Origin of the sequence: Saccharothrix sp. 6-C (assembly GCF_016695385.1) — a bacterium.
GTDB lineage: Bacteria > Actinomycetota > Actinomycetes > Mycobacteriales > Pseudonocardiaceae > Actinosynnema > Actinosynnema texasense.
The window spans coordinates 3,923,086-3,939,640 of record NZ_CP064192.1; the positions used below are offsets into that span (position 1 = coordinate 3,923,086).

Genomic DNA, 16,555 nt, shown 5'->3' on the forward strand with positions numbered 1-16,555 from the left:
GGGCGGCCCCATCCTGGCAGCACGACCGGCCGTCCGCAGGGGCACGGACCCCGCGTCGACCAGGCGCTACTGCACGTCACCCGTGGTGGCCGAGCGGACCTGGCCCGAGGACAGGTCACCCGGCGGGATGCCGGGGTGGTGACCGGTCCGCGCGCCGGGCGCGGGCGCGGACGGCGCGAGCGACAGCCTGGAGACGATCCGGTAGCGGTCGCCCCGGTACAGCGAGTGCACGTACTCGACGGGACGGCCGGTGGTGTCGTTGGTCAGCCGCTCGAACAGCAGCGCGGGCGCGAACACCGGCACGCCGAGCAGCGTCGACTCGGCGTCGTTGGTGACGGTCGGCTCGATGGACTGCACCGCGTCGCTGACGTGCACGCCGTGGTCGGCCAGCCGGTCGTAGAAGTTGCCGGACTCCATGTCCTGCACCGTGAGGCCGGGCGCGACGGCCACCGGGACGTGCAGGTACTCGATCGCCATCGGCGCGCCGTCGACCAGGCGCAGCCGGGCGATGTAGGTGATCTCGGCGGCCGGCGACACGCGCAGCCGGCGGCCGACCCGCGCGCCGGCCGGGACGCGGGCGTGCTCCAGCACCCGGCTGGTCCACGCGCCGCCGGCCTGCGGCACCGTCATCGCGCGGTCGGCCGCCACCAGCTCCTGGGTGATCTTGGCGGGCGCGACGAACGTGCCGCGGCCGTGCTGGCGGATCAGCAGGCCGGTGTTGACCAGTTCGTCCACCGCCGAGCGCAGCGTGGGCCGGGACACCGCCAGCTGCCGGCACAGCGCCCGTTCGGCCGGGATGGGCGCGCCCGGCGGGTGCGTCTCGATGAGCTCGAGCAGGTAGTCGCGCACCCGTTCGCGCTTGAGGATCGGTTCGGCCATGCCGCCTCGCTTCGTCTTGCGTGGTCCTCGACCAGTATGTCAGACCAGTGGTCAGGTCGGTGTCGACCAAGATCGAGAGCGCTCTCATGCCTGTGAACTGGGTGTTGACTGCCACATTGGTCTATGCCATCTTCGGACAGGCTCCACCGAGGTTTACCAATTGGTCAGCTGAGAGGTGAGACGTGCCGCACCGCCCCGTCGCCTTCGTCCTCGCGTCGTTGCTCGTCCTGTCCGCCTGCGGTTCCGACCCGGGCGAGTCCGGCGGCAAGCAGGACATCACCGTCTGGCTGATGAAGGACTCGGCCACCGACGACTTCGTCAGCCGCTTCGAGACCGAGTTCGAGCGCGACCACCCCGAGCTGGACCTGAAGATCCAGGTCCAGGAGTGGAACGGCATCACGCAGAAGGTGACCAGCGCGCTGGCCAGCACCGACCCGCCGGACGTGATCGAGGTCGGCAACACCCAGGTCGCCCAGTACGCCTCCAGCGAGGGCGTCACCGACCTGTCGGCCAAGGTCGGCGAGCTCGGCGGCGACGACTGGATCCCCGGTCTCGCCGAGCCGGGCGCGGTCGGCGGCAAGCAGTTCGGCATCCCGTTCTACGCGGCCAACCGGGTCGTCATCTACCGCAAGGACCTGTTCGCGGCGGCCGGCGTGACGCCGCCGACGACCCGGGACGAGTGGCTGGCCGCGACCGCCGAGCTCGACGAGGGCGACACGCAGGGCATCTACCTGCCCGGCCAGAACTGGTACGTGCTCTCCGGCTTCGTCTGGGACGAGGGCGGCGACCTCGCCCGGCAGGACGGCGACGAGTGGTCCGGGGCGCTCGGCACCCCGGAGGCGCTGGCGGGCGCGGACTTCTACCGCCGCCTGCAGGCGTTGGGCGACGGGCCGAAGGACTCCGACGAGGCCAAGCCGCAGCAGACCGACGTGGTCGCGGGCGGCGAGGTCGCGCAGTTCATCGCGGTGCCCGGCGCGGCCGAGCTGGTCGCCAAGGCCAACCCCGCGCTCGCCGACCAGCTCGGCTTCTTCCCGATCCCCGGCAAGACCGCGGCCACGCCCGGCGCGGTGTTCACCGGCGGCTCCGACCTGATCATCCCGCTCGCGTCGCCCCGGCAGGACGGCGCCTACCAGGTGGTCAAGGCGCTGGCCGGGGAGAAGTGGCAGGTCGAGCTGGCCAAGGCGATGAACTACGTGCCCAACCGGACGTCGCTCGCGAGCGCGGTCGGCGACGACCCCGGCGCGGTGGCGATGGCGGCGGGCGCGGTCAACGGCCGGGCCACGCCGAACTCGCCGAACTGGGCGGCCGTCGAGGCGCGCAACCCGATCAAGGAGTTCCTGACCGCGGTGCTGACCGGCGCCGACCCGGCGACGGCCGCGGCCGAGGCGGACAAGGTGATCACCCAGGCGCTCAACTCGGGCGCCTAGCATGACGACGACGCTGACGCGGGCGGCGCGACGCCGCCCGCCGTCGACCACTCCCCCGCCGCGCCGCCGCCGCACGTCGTGGTGGCCGTACCTGCTGATCGCGCCGACCGTGCTGGCCACCGGGTTCCTGCTGCTGTACCCGCTGGCGCGCAACGTGCTCATCTCCGTGCAGGAGTTCGGCCTGCCGCAGCTCGTGCGCGGCGACGCGCGGTTCGTCGGCCTGGCGAACTACGCCAGGGTGCTGGGCGACCCGGAGTTCTGGGCGGTCGTGCGGCGGACGCTGGTGTTCACCGCGATCAACGTCGTGCTGATCATGGTGCTGTCCACGTCGGTCGCGCTGCTGCTGGTGCGCCTCGGGAAGTGGGCGCGGCTGCTGGTGATGTCCGGGCTGGTGCTGGTGTGGGCCACGCCGGTGATCGCGGCGACCACGGTGTTCCAGTGGCTGTTCCAGTCCCGGCTCGGGGTGGTCAACTGGGCGCTGGTCGAGCTCGGGTTCGACGGCTACCGCGACTACGCGTGGTTCGCCGACGGTCCCGCCACGTTCGCCATCCTGGTCGCGCTGATCGTGTGGCAGTCCGTGCCGTTCGCGGCGCTGTCGCTGTACGCGGCGATGGTGACGATCCCGTCCGACCTGTACGAGGCGGCGCGCATGGACGGCGCGGGGGCGTGGCGGGTGTTCTCCGCCATCACCTTCCCGGTGCTGCGGGCCATGTTCGGGCTGATCACCTGCCTGGAGGTGATCTGGGTGGTCAAGGCGTTCGTGCAGATCTGGGTCATCTCCCAGGGCGGGCCGGGCCGCGCCACCACGACGTTGCCGGTGTACGCGTTCCAGGTCGCGCAGTCGTTGCAGCGCTACGACCTCGGCGCGGCGGTGTCGATGCTCATGGTGCTGCTGCTCGTGCTGGCGCTGCTGGCGTACTTCCGGCAGATGTACCGGCAGGAGGAGCTCTCGTGACCGGCCGGGTCTCGACCGGCAGGGCGCTGCGCGGCGTCGCGGCGGCGGTCGTCTTCGTGGTGTCGGTGTTCCCGGTGTACTGGATGGTGCTGACGGCGTTCAAGCCGACCCGGGACATCCAGGCCGCGACGCCGACGTTCCTGCCGCTGTCGCTGACGTTCGAGCACTTCGGCACCGCGGTGTCGGCGCAGGGGTTCTGGTCGTTCTGGCGCAACAGCGTCGTGGTCGCGGGCGGCGCCGTGCTGCTGTCGCTGGCGGTGGCCCTGCTGGCGGCGTTCGCGGTCGCCCGGCTGCGGTGGAAGGGGCGGCGCGGGTTCATCCTGATGGTCTTCGTCGCGCAGATGACGCCGTGGGAGGCGCTGCTCATCCCGATCTACGTGATCGCTCGGGACACCGGGATGCTCGACACGCTGTGGATGCTCACGCTGGTCTACTTCATGATCACGCTGCCGTTCACCGTCGTGACGCTGCGCGGGTTCCTCGCCGCCATCCCGGTCCACCTCGAAGAGGCGGCGCTGGTCGACGGGTGCTCGCGGGCGCAGGCCTTCCGCCGGGTGGTCTTCCCGCTGCTCGCGCCGGGGCTGCTGGCGACCTCGCTGTTCGGGTTCATCACCGCGTGGAACGAGTTCGCCTTCGCCAACGTGCTGATCATCAAGAACCAGGACGACCGCACCCTGCCGGTGTGGCTGTCGTCGTTCAGCAACACGTTCGGCACGGACTGGGGCGCGACCATGGCCGCCTCCACGCTGTTCATGCTGCCGGTGCTGCTGGTGTTCCTCGTGCTCCAGGGCCGGGTGACCACCGGGATCGTCGGCGGCGCGGTCAAGGGCTGACGTTCCTTGGGGGTACTCGTGATCGTGCCAAGACCGACGCGGCTGATCCGGCGGCACGGGCGGTTCGCGCTCGACCGCGACACGGCGATCCGGGCCACGCCCGGCGCGCAGGGCGCGGCCCGGCTGCTGCGCGCGCTGCTGCGCCCGGCGACCGGCCTGCCGCTGCCGCTGCACGAAGACGGGCGCGTGGTGCTCGCGCTGGACGACCGGCTCGTCGGCCTCGGCGACGAGGGCTACGCGCTGACCGTGAACGAGCACGCGGTGGTGTTGCGCGCGGCCACGCGTCACGGGCTCGCGCACGGCGTGCAGACGATCCGGCAACTGGTGGCGCCGACGGCGATGGGTTCGAGACCCGTGTCCGGCGTGGACTGGGGGCTGCCCGGGGTGGACGTCCGGGACGCGCCGCGGCTGCCCTGGCGAGGCGTGCTGCTGGACGTGGCGCGGCACTTCCAGCCGGTCGCGGTGCTGCGCCGGTTCGTCGACCTGATGGCGGTGCACAAGCTGAACGTGCTGCACCTGCACCTCACCGACGACCAGGGCTGGCGGATGCCGGTGCCGCGCCACCCGCGGTTGACCTCGGTCGGCGGGTGGCGCGCGGAGAGCATGGGCGACGGCGTGCCGCACGGGGGTTCGTACACCCGCGCGGAACTGGCCGCCCTGGTGTCCTACGCCGACGAACGCGGTGTGCGGATCGTGCCGGAGATCGAGATGCCCGGCCACGCCCGCGCCGCGCTGGCCGCCTACCCCCACCTCGGCAACTTCCCGCGCCGCCGGCTGCCGGTGTGGACGCGGTGGGGCGTGAGCGACGAGGTGTTCGGCGTGGACGACGCGGTGCTCGAGTTCTGCCGCGACGTCCTGGACGAGGTGATCGACGTCTTCCCCGGCCGGCACGTGCACCTGGGCGGCGACGAGTGCCCGACCTCGGAGTGGGAGTCCAGTCCGGGCGCCTTCCGGCGGGTCCGCGAGGAAGGGCTGGCCGGGCCGCGGGAGCTGCACGGCTGGTTCCTGCGCGCGATGGCCGACCACGTGGTGGGCCGCGGGCGCGTGCCGGTGTCGTGGGAGCCGATCGGCGACCCGCGCGTGGTGGTGATGCCGTGGCGTGACGCGGCGGACGCGCGCACCGCGTTGGACCTCGGCCACGACGTCGTCATGGCCCCGCACCGGTCGACCTACCTGGACTACCCGCAGTCCGCCGACCCCGACGAGCCCGCCGGGCAGCCCGGCCTGGTGGTGACCGCGCGGGACGTCTACCACCTGCCGCTGCCCGAGGGGGTGCTCGGCGCCCAGTGCGCGCTCTGGACGGAGTACGTGCCGACCGCGCACCACCTGGAACGGCTGGCGTACCCCCGGCTCGCGGCGCTGGCCGACGCGCTCTGGGCGCAACGCCCGTCCTGGACCGACTTCACCGAACGGATGCGCGCGCACACCGGCCGCCTGAGCGCGCTGTCCGTGCCCCTGTCGAGGAAGGAGGACGACGCCCGCTCCCCTGTCCCACCCTGCTGACTTGAGGAGAGAACCGAAGTGTCCGCACGCATGATCGCCGCGATCGGAGCCGCCGCGGTGTCCGTCGCCGCGCTGGTGGCCGCACCGATGGCGATGGCCGCCGACGTGGTCACCGCCCAGTACCGGACCAGCGCGTCCGGTGCGACGACCGACCAGGTCGAACCGTGGTTGAAGCTGGTCAACATCGGCGGCACGACCGTGCCGCTGTCCGAGTTGAAGGTCCGCTACTACTTCAAGTCCGAGACGCCCGACGTCGGCTACCGCTTCGCCTGCTCGTGGGCGGTGCGCGGCTGCGGCAACGTCACCGGCGCGTTCGGCACGCTGACCGGCGGTCCGGCCGACCGGTACCTGGAGGTCGGGTTCACCGCGGGCGCGGGCTCGCTCGCCCCCGGCGCCGACAGCGGCGACCTGCAACTGAGGTTCTACCGGTCGAACTGGGGGCCGATCACCCAGTCCGACGACTACTCGTTCCGCGCGGCGAGCACCTACTCGGCGTGGACGCGGGTGACCGTGCACCGGGGCACGACCCTGCTGTGGGGCACGTCGCCCGGCGGCACCGGTCCGACCACGACCACCACGTCCTCGACACCGCCGAACCCGAACGGCCCGGCGTTGTTCGACGACTTCAACTACACGGGCTCCGGCGACTCGCGGATCTCCCAGCGCGGCTGGACGGTCCGCTCGGGCGGCGGCGGTCCGGGCGTGCCGGGCGCGGTGTGGGACCCGGCGATGGTGACGTTCCCGACCGTGGACGGCCAGAAGTCGATGCGGCTGGAGTCGTCCAACAACGGGTCGACCGCGCGGCAGACCGAGCTGTTCCACCAGCGGAAGTTCTTCGAGGGCACGTACGCGGCGCGGGTGAAGTTCTCCGACGCGCCCGTCTACGGCCCCGACGGCGACCACGTGGTGCAGACGTTCTTCACCATCACGCCGCTCAACAGCAACATGGACCCGAACTACGGCGAGCTGGACTTCGAGTACCTGCCCAACGGCGGGTGGGGCGAGCCCGCCAACATCCTGTACGAGACGACCTGGGAGACCTACCAGAACGAGCCGTGGGTCGCGGACAACGTCCACAGCGAGCAGCGGCAGAGCTACGCCGGCTGGCACGACCTGGTGATCCAGGTGGCGGGCGGCCGGGTGAAGTACTTCGTGGACGGCGCGCAGGTGGCCGACCACGGCGACAAGTACTACCCCGAGACGCCGATGTCGATCAACTTCAACCTGTGGTTCATCTCGGGCGGCCTGGCGGGCGCGCCCGGTGACCGCGCCTACCAGCAGCACGTGGACTACGTGTACTTCGCCAAGGACCAGGTGCTGAGCCCGGCCCAGGTGCAGGCCAAGGTGACCGGCTACCGCTCGTCCGGCGTGGACCACGTCGACACGGTGCCCGCGAGCTAGTCCGACCGGACCCCGGGTCGGGCGGCGCCCGGCCCGGGGTCCGGCCCTGCCGCGATCCGGGGTCCGGCCCGCTCGTGGTCCGGCCCCCGGAATTGGCCCTCGCGCAGGCAGGGGGTCGAATGCGAAACTCTTCCGCCTATGCGGCAGATCACTCGTGGCACCCGTGCGGGCTATGCGACCGGGTCGTTCGTCACCGGCGCGTTCGGCACCGTGCCCGGTCTGCTGCTCCTGCCCTACCTGACCGACGGCCTGGCCGTGCCCGCGGCCGTCGCGGGCCTGCTGGTGCTCGTGCCGAAGGCGTGGGACGTGCTGTTCAACCCCGTGGTGGGCCGGATCAGCGACCGGGCCGGGGTGCGGCGGCCGTTCCTGCTGCGCGGCGGGCTGGCGACGGCGGTGTTGTTCGCGCTGCTGTTCGCCGGGCCGTTCACCGGGACGGGCGCGGTCGTGTACGTGGCGCTGGTGTTCCTGGCCTGCGCGACGGCGTACGCGTTCTTCCAGGTGCCGTACGTGGCGATGGCCGCGGAGATCACCGAGGACTACGACGAGCGCACCCGGCTGATGGCGTGGCGGATGGCGTTCCTGGCGTTGGCGATCCTGGTCAGCGGCGCGGGCGCGCCGGCGGTGCGGGACGCGGTCGGCTACCCGGGCATGGGCGCGGCCGTCGCGGCGCTGATGGTGATCGGCACGCTGGCCACGGTCGCGGGCACCCGCGGCGCCCCGGCGTCGCGGCGGGTGTCCGCGGCGGCCGGCCTGGGCGAGTTGGTGGCCGCGGTGCGCGGCTCCCGGCCGTTCCGGCTGCTGCTGGCCGTCTTCGTGGTGCAGGCCGTCGGCCTGGGCACGATGCTCGCCGGTGTCGACTACTTCGCCCGGCTGGTGCTGGGCGAACAGGGGTTGCAGACCGCGCTGTTCGCGGGCTTCGTCGGGCCGGCGCTGCTGGTGATGCCGCTGTGGCAGCGCGTCGGACGCCGCCACGGCAAGCGGGTCGGGCTCGTCGCCGCGTCGGTGCTGTTCGCGGTCGCGGTGGCCGCGCTGACCGCGGCACGGGTGCTGCCGGTGGCGGCGGTGCTGGCGCTGATGGCGGTGATCGGCGTGGGATACGCGGGCATGCAGGTGTTCCCGCTGGCCATGCTGCCGGACGTGATCACCGCCGAGGAACGGCGGACCGGCGCGACCCGCGCGGGCTTGTTCTCCGGGGTGTGGACGGCCGGCGAGACGCTCGGCCTGGCGCTCGGCCCCGGCGTGTACGGGCTGGTCCTGGCGTTCGGCGGGTACGTCGCGAGCACCGACGGCTCAGCCGTGCAACCCTCCGGCGCGGTGACGGCCGCGCTGCTCGGTTTCACCGCCATCCCGGCCGTGCTGGCGCTGGCGGCCCTGCCCCTGCTTCGTGAGGAGACCGCGTGACCGACGACGTCCTGGCCGAACTGCGCGCGTTGCGCGCCGGCGACCTGCCCACCCACGGCGGCCGGACGCTGGCCTACGTGTACGACAGCGCGCTGCCGGGCCTGGACGAACTGGCCGCGTCCGCGCACGCGCTGGCGTCGTCGGTGAACGGGCTCGACCCCACCGCGTTCCCGAGCCTGCTGCGGCTGGAGAACGACGTGGTGGGCACGGCGGCACGGCTGCTGGGCGGCGGTGCCGCGACGGTCGGCACGGTCACGTCCGGCGGCACCGAGTCGTGCCTGCTCGCGGTCGTCGCGGCCCGGGACTCGCGGCCCGACGTCGACCGGCCGTCCGTGGTGCTGCCGGAGACCGCGCACGCGGCGTTCCACAAGGCCGCGCACTACTTCGGCGTGCGGGTGGTCGCGGTGCCGGTCGACCTGGGGACGTTCCGGGCCGACCCGGTCGCGATGGCGGCGGCGATCGACGAGTCCACCGTGCTGGTGGTGGCCAGTGCGCCGTCGTACGCGCACGGCGTGGTCGACCCGGTGCCCGAGATCGCGGCCGCCGCTCTCGCCCGCGGCGTGCGCTGCCACGTGGACGCGTGCATCGGCGGGTGGGTGCTGCCGCACGCGCCGGACGCGCCGCCGTTCGACTTCTCCGTGCCGGGCGTCACCAGCATCTCGGTCGACCTGCACAAGTACGCGTACTGCCCGAAGGGGACGTCCGTGCTGCTGCACGCGTCCGCCGACCTGCGCCGGGCTCAGTACTTCGCGTCGGCCGCGTGGCCCGGCTACACGATGCTGAACCCGACCACCCAGTCCACCCGGTCGGGTGGACCGCTGGCCGCCGCGTGGGCGGTGCTGCGGCACATCGGCGACGACGGGTACCGCGCGCTCGCCCGCCAGGCGCTGGAGAGCACGCGGGTGCTGCGCGAGGGCGTCGAGAAGATCGACGGCCTGCGCGTGCTGGGCGAGCCGTCGTCGACGTTGCTGGCGGTCACGGCCTCGCGGGACGACTTCGACGTGTTCACCGTGGCCGACGAGATGAAGGCGCGGAACTGGTACGTGCAGCCGCAGTTCGCCTACCGCTCCTCCCCCGCGAACCTGCACCTCACGGTCACGGCGGCGAACGCGGGGCACGAGTCGGAGCTGCTGGCCGACCTGCGGGCGTCGGTGGAGGCCGCGACCGAGGCCGGGCCGGTGCGGGTGGCGCCCGAGGTCGTCGCGTTCGTCGGCGGGCTGGAGCCCGATTCGCTCACGCCCGAGGAGTTCGGCGGGCTGCTCGCGGCGGCGGGCATGGGCGGTGGCGACCGCGCGCTGCCCGAGCGGATGGCGACGGTGAACACGCTGCTCGCGGCGGCGAGCCCGCCGCTGCGGGAACGGCTGCTGGTGGAGTTCCTGGGCGCGCTGTACTCGTGAGCACCCGGGCGTTCGCACCACCGGGTGACCGCTGCCGCACCGGGAATGCGCCCGCGCCGTTCGGGAACGCGCCGGCGCGGTCAGTCGCCGCTGACCATCCGGACGCCCTGCGCGGACTCGTCGGTCGCCGTGAACAGACCTCGCGCGTGCGCGGACAGTCCATTCCAGTCGAGGCGGCCGTCGTCGTCGACGTCCATCGCCCCGAACGCCGTCTCCGCGACCTCCCGGTCCGGGATTTCCGCCGCGCCCACCGCGCCGTCGACGTCGGGGTTTCCTCGGCATCGTGACAACGACCGTCGGTGACCGGCGGCGTTGGGCCGTTTGCGCGATCATGGGCGCCATGCACCTGGATCTGAGCGGGAAGACGGCGCTGGTCACCGGTTCCACGCAGGGCATCGGCGAGGCGATCGCGGTGGCGCTGGCGCGGGCCGGGGCCCGGACGGCGGTGAACGGGCGCCGCGTCGACGTGGTCGACGAGGCGGTGGCGCGCCTGCGGGAGGTGGTGCCGGGGGCGGACGTGGTCGGCGTGCCGGCGGACGTGTCGACGGCGGAGGGCGCGGCGTCGCTGGTGGCGGCGCTGCCCGAGGTGGACGTGCTGGTGAACAACGTCGGCGTCTTCGGCGCGCGCCCGGCGCTGGAGATCACCGACGACGAGTGGCGGCGGTACTTCGAGGTGAACGTGCTGGCGGCCGTCCGGCTGACGCGCGCCTACCTGCCGGGGATGCGGGAGCGCGGGTGGGGTCGGGTGCAGTACATCGCCAGCGACTCGGCCGTGGTCATCCCCGCCGAGATGATCCACTACGGCGTGTCGAAGACCGCGCTGCTGGGTGTGTCGCGCGGGTTCGCGAAGGAGGCGGCGGGCAGCGGCGTCACGGTGAACTGCGTGATCGCCGGGCCCACGCACACCGGCGGGGTGGAGGACTTCGTCTACCAGCTGGTGGACCGCTCGCTGCCGTGGGAGGAGGCGCAGCGCGAGTTCATGCGCGCCCACCGGCCGCAGTCCCTGCTCGGCCGGCTCATCGAGCCCGAGGAGATCGGCAACCTCGTGGTGTACCTGGCCTCGCCGCAGGCATCGGCGACGACCGGCGCCGCCGTGCGCGTGGACGGCGGCTACGTCGACTCGATCCTGCCGTGACCCTCGGGGCCGTCGCCTCGGGAACCGGTTCCGGGAACAGTCGACCACCTCGCGGGATGCCGTAACGGTTCCGAAGCGGAGCGTAACGGGAGCTCCCCCCGCCTCGATCCCGCTGACAGGAGCGGGCCACCGCGGTCCCGCGAGGAGAGGCGGGAACATGTCTTCGCCAGGAACGGACCACCAGCCGGCCAGACCGGGGGCACGGCTGCTCGCGCTGGTCGCCGCCGCGGTCGTGCCCCTGCTGCTCGTCATCCCCGCCCAGGCCCAGGACGTCGCCGCCCAGGCGACCCTGGTGGGCACCTCGCCGCTCTCCGGCGCGGGCAGCGTGGGGCTCACCCCGGCGGTCAGCGCCACCTTCGACGGGACGGTCACCGAACCGTCCCTCCGGTTCACCGTCACCGGACCCGCCGGCGCGGTGCCGGGACAGGTGTCCCTCGCCGACGCCGGCCGGACCGCGCGGTTCGTCCCGGCCGCGCCGCTGGACCCCGGCGCCGCCTACACCGCCTCCGTCCAGGCCGACGAGGCGCCGGCGACGCACACCTGGACGTTCACCACGGGCTCGCCGAGGCCGGCCGCGTGCCCGTGCACGATCTGGGACGACTTCACCACCCCCGACACGGCCGCCACCAGCGACGCCGCCGCGGTGGAACTGGGGATGAAGGTCTACTTCACCAGCCGGGGCGAGGTGCTGGGCGTCCGCTTCCACAAGGGGCCGGGCAACACCGGCACGCACACCGGCTCGTTCTGGACCGCCGCCGGGCAGCTGCTGGCCACCGGCACGTTCACCGGTGAGACCGCCACCGGCTGGCAGACCCTGCTGTTCGACGCGCCGGTGGTGGTGGAGCCGGGCCCGACCTACGTCGTGTCGTACTTCGCGCCCGGCGGTCGCTACTCGATGAACCAGGACCACTTCGGCACCTACGGCAGGGTGATCGGCTACAACCACATCGAGGGCGTGGTCAACAGCCAGACGAACCAGAACGGGGTGTTCCGCTACGGCGGCGGCATGCCCACCACCGGGTACCGCGCGTCGAACTACTGGGTGGACGTGGTCTACCGCCACGGCACCAACGGCGACCACACCCGGCCGGCGCTCGGGGCGCGCAGCCCCGCCGCGGACGAGACCGGCGTCGCGGTGGCGGGCGTGCTCACCCTGGAGTTCGACGAGGCGATCGACCTGGCCGCGACCCAGGTCCGGCTCGTCGACGACGGCCAGGGCACCCTGTACGGCACCTCCGCCCTGTCCGCCGACGGTCGCACGGTGACGTGGACGCCGAACGGCCCGCTCGCCCCCGGCACCCGCTACACCGCCCGGGTGCTGGCCACCGACGTCAACGGCAACGCAATGGCATCCCCCGCGACGTGGGCGTTCACCACCGGCGCCGCGACGTCCTGCCCGTGCTCGCTGTTCAGCGAGGCGACCTCGCCCGGCACGACGGCGTTCGGCCAGGGCATCCCGGTCGAGCTGGGCGTGCGGTTCGGCTCCTCCACCCCGGGCGCCGTCACCGGCGTCAAGTTCTACAAGGCCGCGGGCAACACCGGCGCCCACACCGGTTCGCTGTGGACCGACCAGGGCGTCCTGCTGGCCACCGGCACGTTCACCGACGAGACCGACACCGGCTGGCAGACCCTGACCTTCGCCACCCCGGTCGCCATCGAGGCGGACCAGGTCTACGTGGCCTCCTACTACTCGCCCACCGGGCGGCACTCCGCCACCAACCACTACTTCGGCACCCGGCCCCAGGTCGTGTCGGCCCCGCTGTGGACCGCGCCGGGCGCCTACGCGAACGGCAGGTACCGGACCGGGACCGGGTTCCCGGACCAGCACTACATCGGCAACAACTACTGGGTGGACGTCGTCGTCACGACCGGTTGACGGCCGTGGACGCCCGGGTCCCGACCCGGGCGTCCACGGCCGCCGTGTTGTCGGGACAGGGCTCTGTGGGCGCGGCACGCCGCCGTGGTACCGCGCCCACAGCCGGGTCGGACCGACCTTTGGGTCAGTGACCGACCTGGAACGTGGCGTCCGCGCGGTCCCCCGCCGTGCTGACGGGGTCGATGCGCAGGACGTAACCGGAGTGCCGCAGGTGGCGGTCGGGGAAGTTGTGCGACCGGAACGAGGTCCAGGCCGGGTCGGCCAGCCCCGCGACCCGCTGGAAGGTGGCGTCGGCGGCGAAGGTCGAGCTGCCGTCGTTCGCGGCCAGGGTCAGTTCGTAGTTCACGTGCCGCAGGTAGCGGTCCGGGTAGTTGACCGAGCGGAACGACACCCCGGCCGACGACGCGAGGCCGGGCACCAGGCGCCACTGGGAGTCCTGGTAGGGGTCGAACGGGTACGGGTCGATGCGGGCCACGTTGTCGGCGTGCCGGACCAGGTGGTCGGGGAAGTTGTAGGACTTGATCCGGTTCCAGCCCGGCGCGCCCCAGCGGGCGAGCAGGTTCGTGTGCTCGGTGGCGGTGATGCCGCAGATGGTGGGGTGCTTGGCGTTGAGCGGCTGGGTGTACTGGGCCTTGGTCAGCGGGGTCCAGGAGTCGGCGTTGACGTCGCCGCTGCGCCACGCGTACAGCTCGCCGTTGACCGGGGAGTACGAGTCGCCCCACAACCACCACTCGTTGCGGTTGTGCGCCTTCACCACGATGGGCGCCTCGATGCCGCCGCTGACGACGCCGCTGGTGTAGGTGCCGCGGTCGAAGCTGCGCGGGGTGAGCGTGCTGGAGCGGGCGCCGTACAGGCGTCCGTCGGCGAAGCTCTTGTAGTACAGGTAGTTCGTGCCGTTGCCGACGTGCACGGTGGCGTCCAGCACGTTGAAGCCGGGGTCGAAGAACAGCTGCGGCGCGCCGACGGTGACGAAGTCGGTGGTGTAGTTGACGTAGAAGGCGTCACGGCCGCCGCTGTTGGCCGAGTAGAGGATGCCGTACTGGCCGCGCGCGGCGTCCCAGAACGCCTCCGGCGCCCAGGTGTGGGTCGGCATCGAGTGCATCTTGAGCCTGCGGTAGCCGGTGAACGACCGCAGGTCGGCCGAGTCCCAGGCGTGGATGTACTGGTTCTGGCGGGTGAAGTCGGTGCCGGTCAGGTCGGTGGCCAGCACCACGAACCCGCCGTTCTGCTTGCGCATGATGAACGGGTCGCGCAGGCCGCCGGTGCCGGCCGTGGGGGTGGCGACGGGGTTGCCCTGGTTGAGCGGGACCCAGGTGAGCCCGTCCGTACTGACCGCCAGGTGCAGCGCGTACCGGTCGGCGACCTTGTTCGGCGACTCGGTGAAGTAGCCCATCACGTAGGCGGAGTCACCGGGCGCCGCGGTGGCGATCCCGGTCCGGGCCAGCGCCAGCGAGGCCAGGCCGCCGGCCAGCAGTGTGCGTCGTTGCAGCATCAGCCGTGTGCCTTTCGGGGGACCCCGGGGCGGGCGGGAGACACCCGCCCCGGGGGAGTCTCATTCGCCGGAGGGCGCGGTCAGGGTGGCGCCGAGCCGGACGGGCGTGCCGAAGTTCGGGGTGCCGTCCGAGTTCCAGGTGAACTTCTGCGCGCGGGTGGAGCGGTTCATGTCGCAGCCGCCGCCCGCGGAGTCGTTGGCGTGGTAGACGATCCAGTCCTCGGTGCCGTCGGGCGACTTGAAGAACCCGTTGTGGCCCGGCGCGTACACGCCGTTGCCGTCGTTGCGCTGGAACACCGGGCTGGGCGACTTCGTCCAGTGCGACCGGTTGAGCGGGTCGGAGCCGGTCAGGGTGAGCAGGCCGAGCTTGTAGTCCGGGCCCCAGCACGCGCTGGCCGAGTACACGATCATCGTCTTCCCGTTGTGGTACAGCGGCTCGGCGCCCTCGTTGACCGCCGCGGTCTGCCGTTCCCAGGACAGCGTCGGCTGCGAGATGGTGCGCCGCGACCCGCTGAGCGTGTACGGGTTGGACATCGGGGTGATGGTCAGCGACTGCGTGCCGTCCATCGCGCTGCCCATCAGGTACAGCTTCCCGTTGTGCTGCAGGATGCTCGGGTCGAGCTCCCACGTGCTGCCCAGGTCGGCCTTGAACGAGTACGGGCCCATCGGGTCGGAGCCCGAGGACTCCAGCACGTGCAGGCGCTGCGTCGGGTTGTAGTCCGACACGTTCTGGCCCGCCACGTAGTACAGGTACCAACGGCCGTTGAGCAGGAAGAACTCCGGCGCCCACATGTTGCAGCACCCGTTGGAGCGGGTCAGGGTGAAGACCACCTGGTCGGACGCGGTCGACAGGCCGGCCAGGGTCGTCGAACGGCGCATCGTGATCGTGGAGTTCCACGTCGTCGTGGCCAGGTAGTAGTACCCGTTGTGATACTGCAGCCACGGGTCGGGGCCGTTGCGCTTGATCGGGTTGGTGAACGTGCCCGGCGTGGGCGCGCCCAGCTTCACCAGCTGCCACTGCTGGTTCGTGCCGCCGGTGTCCGGCCACTGGACCACCTGGGCGCCGTCGGCGGTGGAGAAGTCCAGCACGTCCACGGCCTTGCCGCTGGCCCGGTTGACCAGCCGCACGTACCCGCCCGACGAGTCGGCCAACCGGAACTGCTGGTTGGCGCCGTTGCGGTCGGTCCACTGCGTCAACCCGGTGCGGTCGGCGGTGTCGGCGAAGTCCAGCACCTTGCCGCTGTGCCGCGACTTCAGCCGGTAGTAGCCGCCGCCCGAGTCGACGAACTGCCACTGCTGCCACGCGCCGTCGTTGCGCGTGTACTGCGAGATCCGCGCGCCGTCGTTGGTGGCCAGGTCGTAGACGTCGAGCGCCTTGCCGCTGTTGCGGTTGACCAGCACGTACGAGGCGTTGGTGTCGACCACCGCGGCCGACGCGGCGGGCGGCAGGGCCGCGGTCACCGCGCCCAGCAGCGTGGTGACGGTGGCGAGGACCAGCCCGCCGCGGCGCGCGCGCCGATAAGTCGATCTCATGGTTGCTCTCCCTGCGACGCTGCATGGACGAACACGGTCGACCCGCCGGCGTGGAAGCCGGTGCGGGCCGGGGGGACGGCGTGGCGGCGGGAACGGGTGCGGGCGGGCGGGGTCGCCGTCCACCGGGGCATCGCGTCTGTTAACGCTAACAGCACGATCGGCGACGGTTCAATAGCCGCGTGTCCCCACTGTTGACGCACCGCCCTGGGGTCGCCCGGCTCCGCCCCATTGGGCCGTTCGGTCGCATAACCCCTGTCTGTTAGCGATAACAAGGGTCCGGTTTTCGTGCTTGCCGGGAATTGCCCGGCGGGCGCCGCGAAGAATGCTTCCGGTGACCGGGCGGACACGGCGCGCGACGTTCCATAGGCAGGATAAATAGTTCCGACCGCAGCGGACAAATGACCGGTTCGACCGTTTAGAGGATTCCACATTACGAGACGCGCGGCGTAACGTTGCGCGGACCGGCGATCCGCCCGCAGCGGCCCAGGGCAGGAGTTCTCTGCATGACCGACGAGCACGCGAAAAACCATGAATTCCTGGTCGTGGTGAACGACGAGGAGCAGTACTCGGTCTGGTTCGCCGACCGGGACCTCCCGCCGGGATGGCGGGCCGAGGGAACACGCGGCACCAGGGAAGACTGCCTGGCGCACATCGACCGGGTGTGGACGGACATGCGTCCGCGCAGCGTCCGCGAGCACCTCGCCGCGCACCGCGGCTGACGCT

Annotated in this window: 14 protein-coding genes; 10 read left to right on the forward strand and 4 right to left on the reverse strand. The window is 72.2% G+C overall.

Annotated features, from left to right (window positions below):
• Positions 1-66: 66 nt before the first annotated feature.
• On the reverse strand, positions 67-879 hold the full coding sequence (locus IOD16_RS16850; protein WP_123741622.1) for a GntR family transcriptional regulator: 813 nt from the start codon (positions 877-879) through the stop codon (positions 67-69).
• 182 nt (positions 880-1,061) lie between these two features.
• Between IOD16_RS16850 and IOD16_RS16855 the strand changes: the two genes are divergently transcribed.
• From IOD16_RS16855 to IOD16_RS16885, 7 genes are all read left to right on the forward strand, one after another.
• On the forward strand, positions 1,062-2,306 hold the full coding sequence (locus tag IOD16_RS16855) for an extracellular solute-binding protein (RefSeq protein ID WP_123741623.1): 1,245 nt from the start codon (positions 1,062-1,064) through the stop codon (positions 2,304-2,306).
• Between the two features lies 1 nt (position 2,307).
• Complete coding sequence (locus IOD16_RS16860) at positions 2,308-3,261, forward strand: carbohydrate ABC transporter permease (RefSeq protein ID WP_201440813.1); 954 nt, start codon at positions 2,308-2,310, stop codon at positions 3,259-3,261.
• Positions 3,258-4,094, forward strand: coding sequence for a carbohydrate ABC transporter permease (locus IOD16_RS16865; RefSeq protein WP_236595040.1), 837 nt, complete (start codon positions 3,258-3,260; stop codon positions 4,092-4,094). Before IOD16_RS16860 ends, IOD16_RS16865 begins: the two co-directional genes overlap by 4 nt.
• Before the next feature lie 24 nt (positions 4,095-4,118).
• Complete coding sequence (locus tag IOD16_RS16870) at positions 4,119-5,597, forward strand: beta-N-acetylhexosaminidase (protein ID WP_201440814.1); 1,479 nt, start codon at positions 4,119-4,121, stop codon at positions 5,595-5,597.
• Positions 5,598-5,615: 18 nt separating this feature from the next.
• Positions 5,616-6,998: a cellulose binding domain-containing protein gene (locus tag IOD16_RS16875; RefSeq protein ID WP_201440815.1), complete on the forward strand. Its 1,383-nt coding sequence runs from the start codon at positions 5,616-5,618 to the stop codon at positions 6,996-6,998.
• A 138-nt stretch (positions 6,999-7,136) separates the two neighbouring features.
• Positions 7,137-8,399, forward strand: a complete 1,263-nt coding sequence (locus IOD16_RS16880; protein ID WP_201440816.1) for an MFS transporter — start codon at positions 7,137-7,139, stop codon at positions 8,397-8,399.
• Positions 8,396-9,796 (forward strand): pyridoxal phosphate-dependent decarboxylase family protein, encoded by a 1,401-nt coding sequence (locus IOD16_RS16885; RefSeq protein WP_201440817.1) that lies wholly within the window; start codon positions 8,396-8,398, stop codon positions 9,794-9,796. The genes IOD16_RS16880 and IOD16_RS16885 overlap by 4 nt, the downstream gene beginning before the upstream one ends.
• Before the next feature lie 80 nt (positions 9,797-9,876).
• Here IOD16_RS16885 and IOD16_RS16890 read toward each other — a convergent pair whose 3' ends face one another.
• On the reverse strand, positions 9,877-10,086 hold the full coding sequence (locus IOD16_RS16890; RefSeq protein WP_201440818.1) for a hypothetical protein: 210 nt from the start codon (positions 10,084-10,086) through the stop codon (positions 9,877-9,879).
• 50 nt (positions 10,087-10,136) lie between these two features.
• On the opposite strand from IOD16_RS16890, the gene IOD16_RS16895 reads away from it, so the two are divergent.
• Positions 10,137-10,931, forward strand: a complete 795-nt coding sequence (locus tag IOD16_RS16895; RefSeq protein WP_201440819.1) for an SDR family NAD(P)-dependent oxidoreductase — start codon at positions 10,137-10,139, stop codon at positions 10,929-10,931.
• 157 nt (positions 10,932-11,088) lie between these two features.
• Entirely contained in the window at positions 11,089-12,807 is a 1,719-nt protein-coding gene (locus IOD16_RS16900) for a DUF4082 domain-containing protein (protein ID WP_201440820.1), read from the forward strand.
• A gap of 124 nt (positions 12,808-12,931) precedes the next feature.
• Here IOD16_RS16900 and IOD16_RS16905 read toward each other — a convergent pair whose 3' ends face one another.
• Together IOD16_RS16905 and IOD16_RS16910 are read right to left on the reverse strand one after the other, a co-directional pair.
• Positions 12,932-14,299, reverse strand: a complete 1,368-nt coding sequence (locus IOD16_RS16905; RefSeq protein WP_201440821.1) for a glycoside hydrolase family 43 protein — start codon at positions 14,297-14,299, stop codon at positions 12,932-12,934.
• A 60-nt stretch (positions 14,300-14,359) separates the two neighbouring features.
• Positions 14,360-15,832, reverse strand: coding sequence for a family 43 glycosylhydrolase (locus tag IOD16_RS16910; protein ID WP_236595042.1), 1,473 nt, complete (start codon positions 15,830-15,832; stop codon positions 14,360-14,362).
• A gap of 503 nt (positions 15,833-16,335) precedes the next feature.
• On the opposite strand from IOD16_RS16910, the gene IOD16_RS16915 reads away from it, so the two are divergent.
• Positions 16,336-16,551: an MbtH family protein gene (locus IOD16_RS16915; RefSeq protein ID WP_123741632.1), complete on the forward strand. Its 216-nt coding sequence runs from the start codon at positions 16,336-16,338 to the stop codon at positions 16,549-16,551.
• Positions 16,552-16,555: the final 4 nt, after the last annotated feature.

Coding starts and splice junctions, on each gene's coding strand:
- IOD16_RS16850 (WP_123741622.1), bottom strand. CDS start 879: ATGGCCGAACCGATCCTCAAGCGCGAACGGGTGCGCGACTACCTGCTC.
- IOD16_RS16860 (WP_201440813.1), top strand. CDS start 2,308: ATGACGACGACGCTGACGCGGGCGGCGCGACGCCGCCCGCCGTCGACC.
- IOD16_RS16880 (WP_201440816.1), top strand. CDS start 7,137: ATGCGGCAGATCACTCGTGGCACCCGTGCGGGCTATGCGACCGGGTCG.
- IOD16_RS16895 (WP_201440819.1), top strand. CDS start 10,137: ATGCACCTGGATCTGAGCGGGAAGACGGCGCTGGTCACCGGTTCCACG.
- IOD16_RS16900 (WP_201440820.1), top strand. CDS start 11,089: ATGTCTTCGCCAGGAACGGACCACCAGCCGGCCAGACCGGGGGCACGG.
- IOD16_RS16905 (WP_201440821.1), bottom strand. CDS start 14,299: ATGCTGCAACGACGCACACTGCTGGCCGGCGGCCTGGCCTCGCTGGCG.
- IOD16_RS16910 (WP_236595042.1), bottom strand. CDS start 15,832: ATGAGATCGACTTATCGGCGCGCGCGCCGCGGCGGGCTGGTCCTCGCC.
- IOD16_RS16915 (WP_123741632.1), top strand. CDS start 16,336: ATGACCGACGAGCACGCGAAAAACCATGAATTCCTGGTCGTGGTGAAC.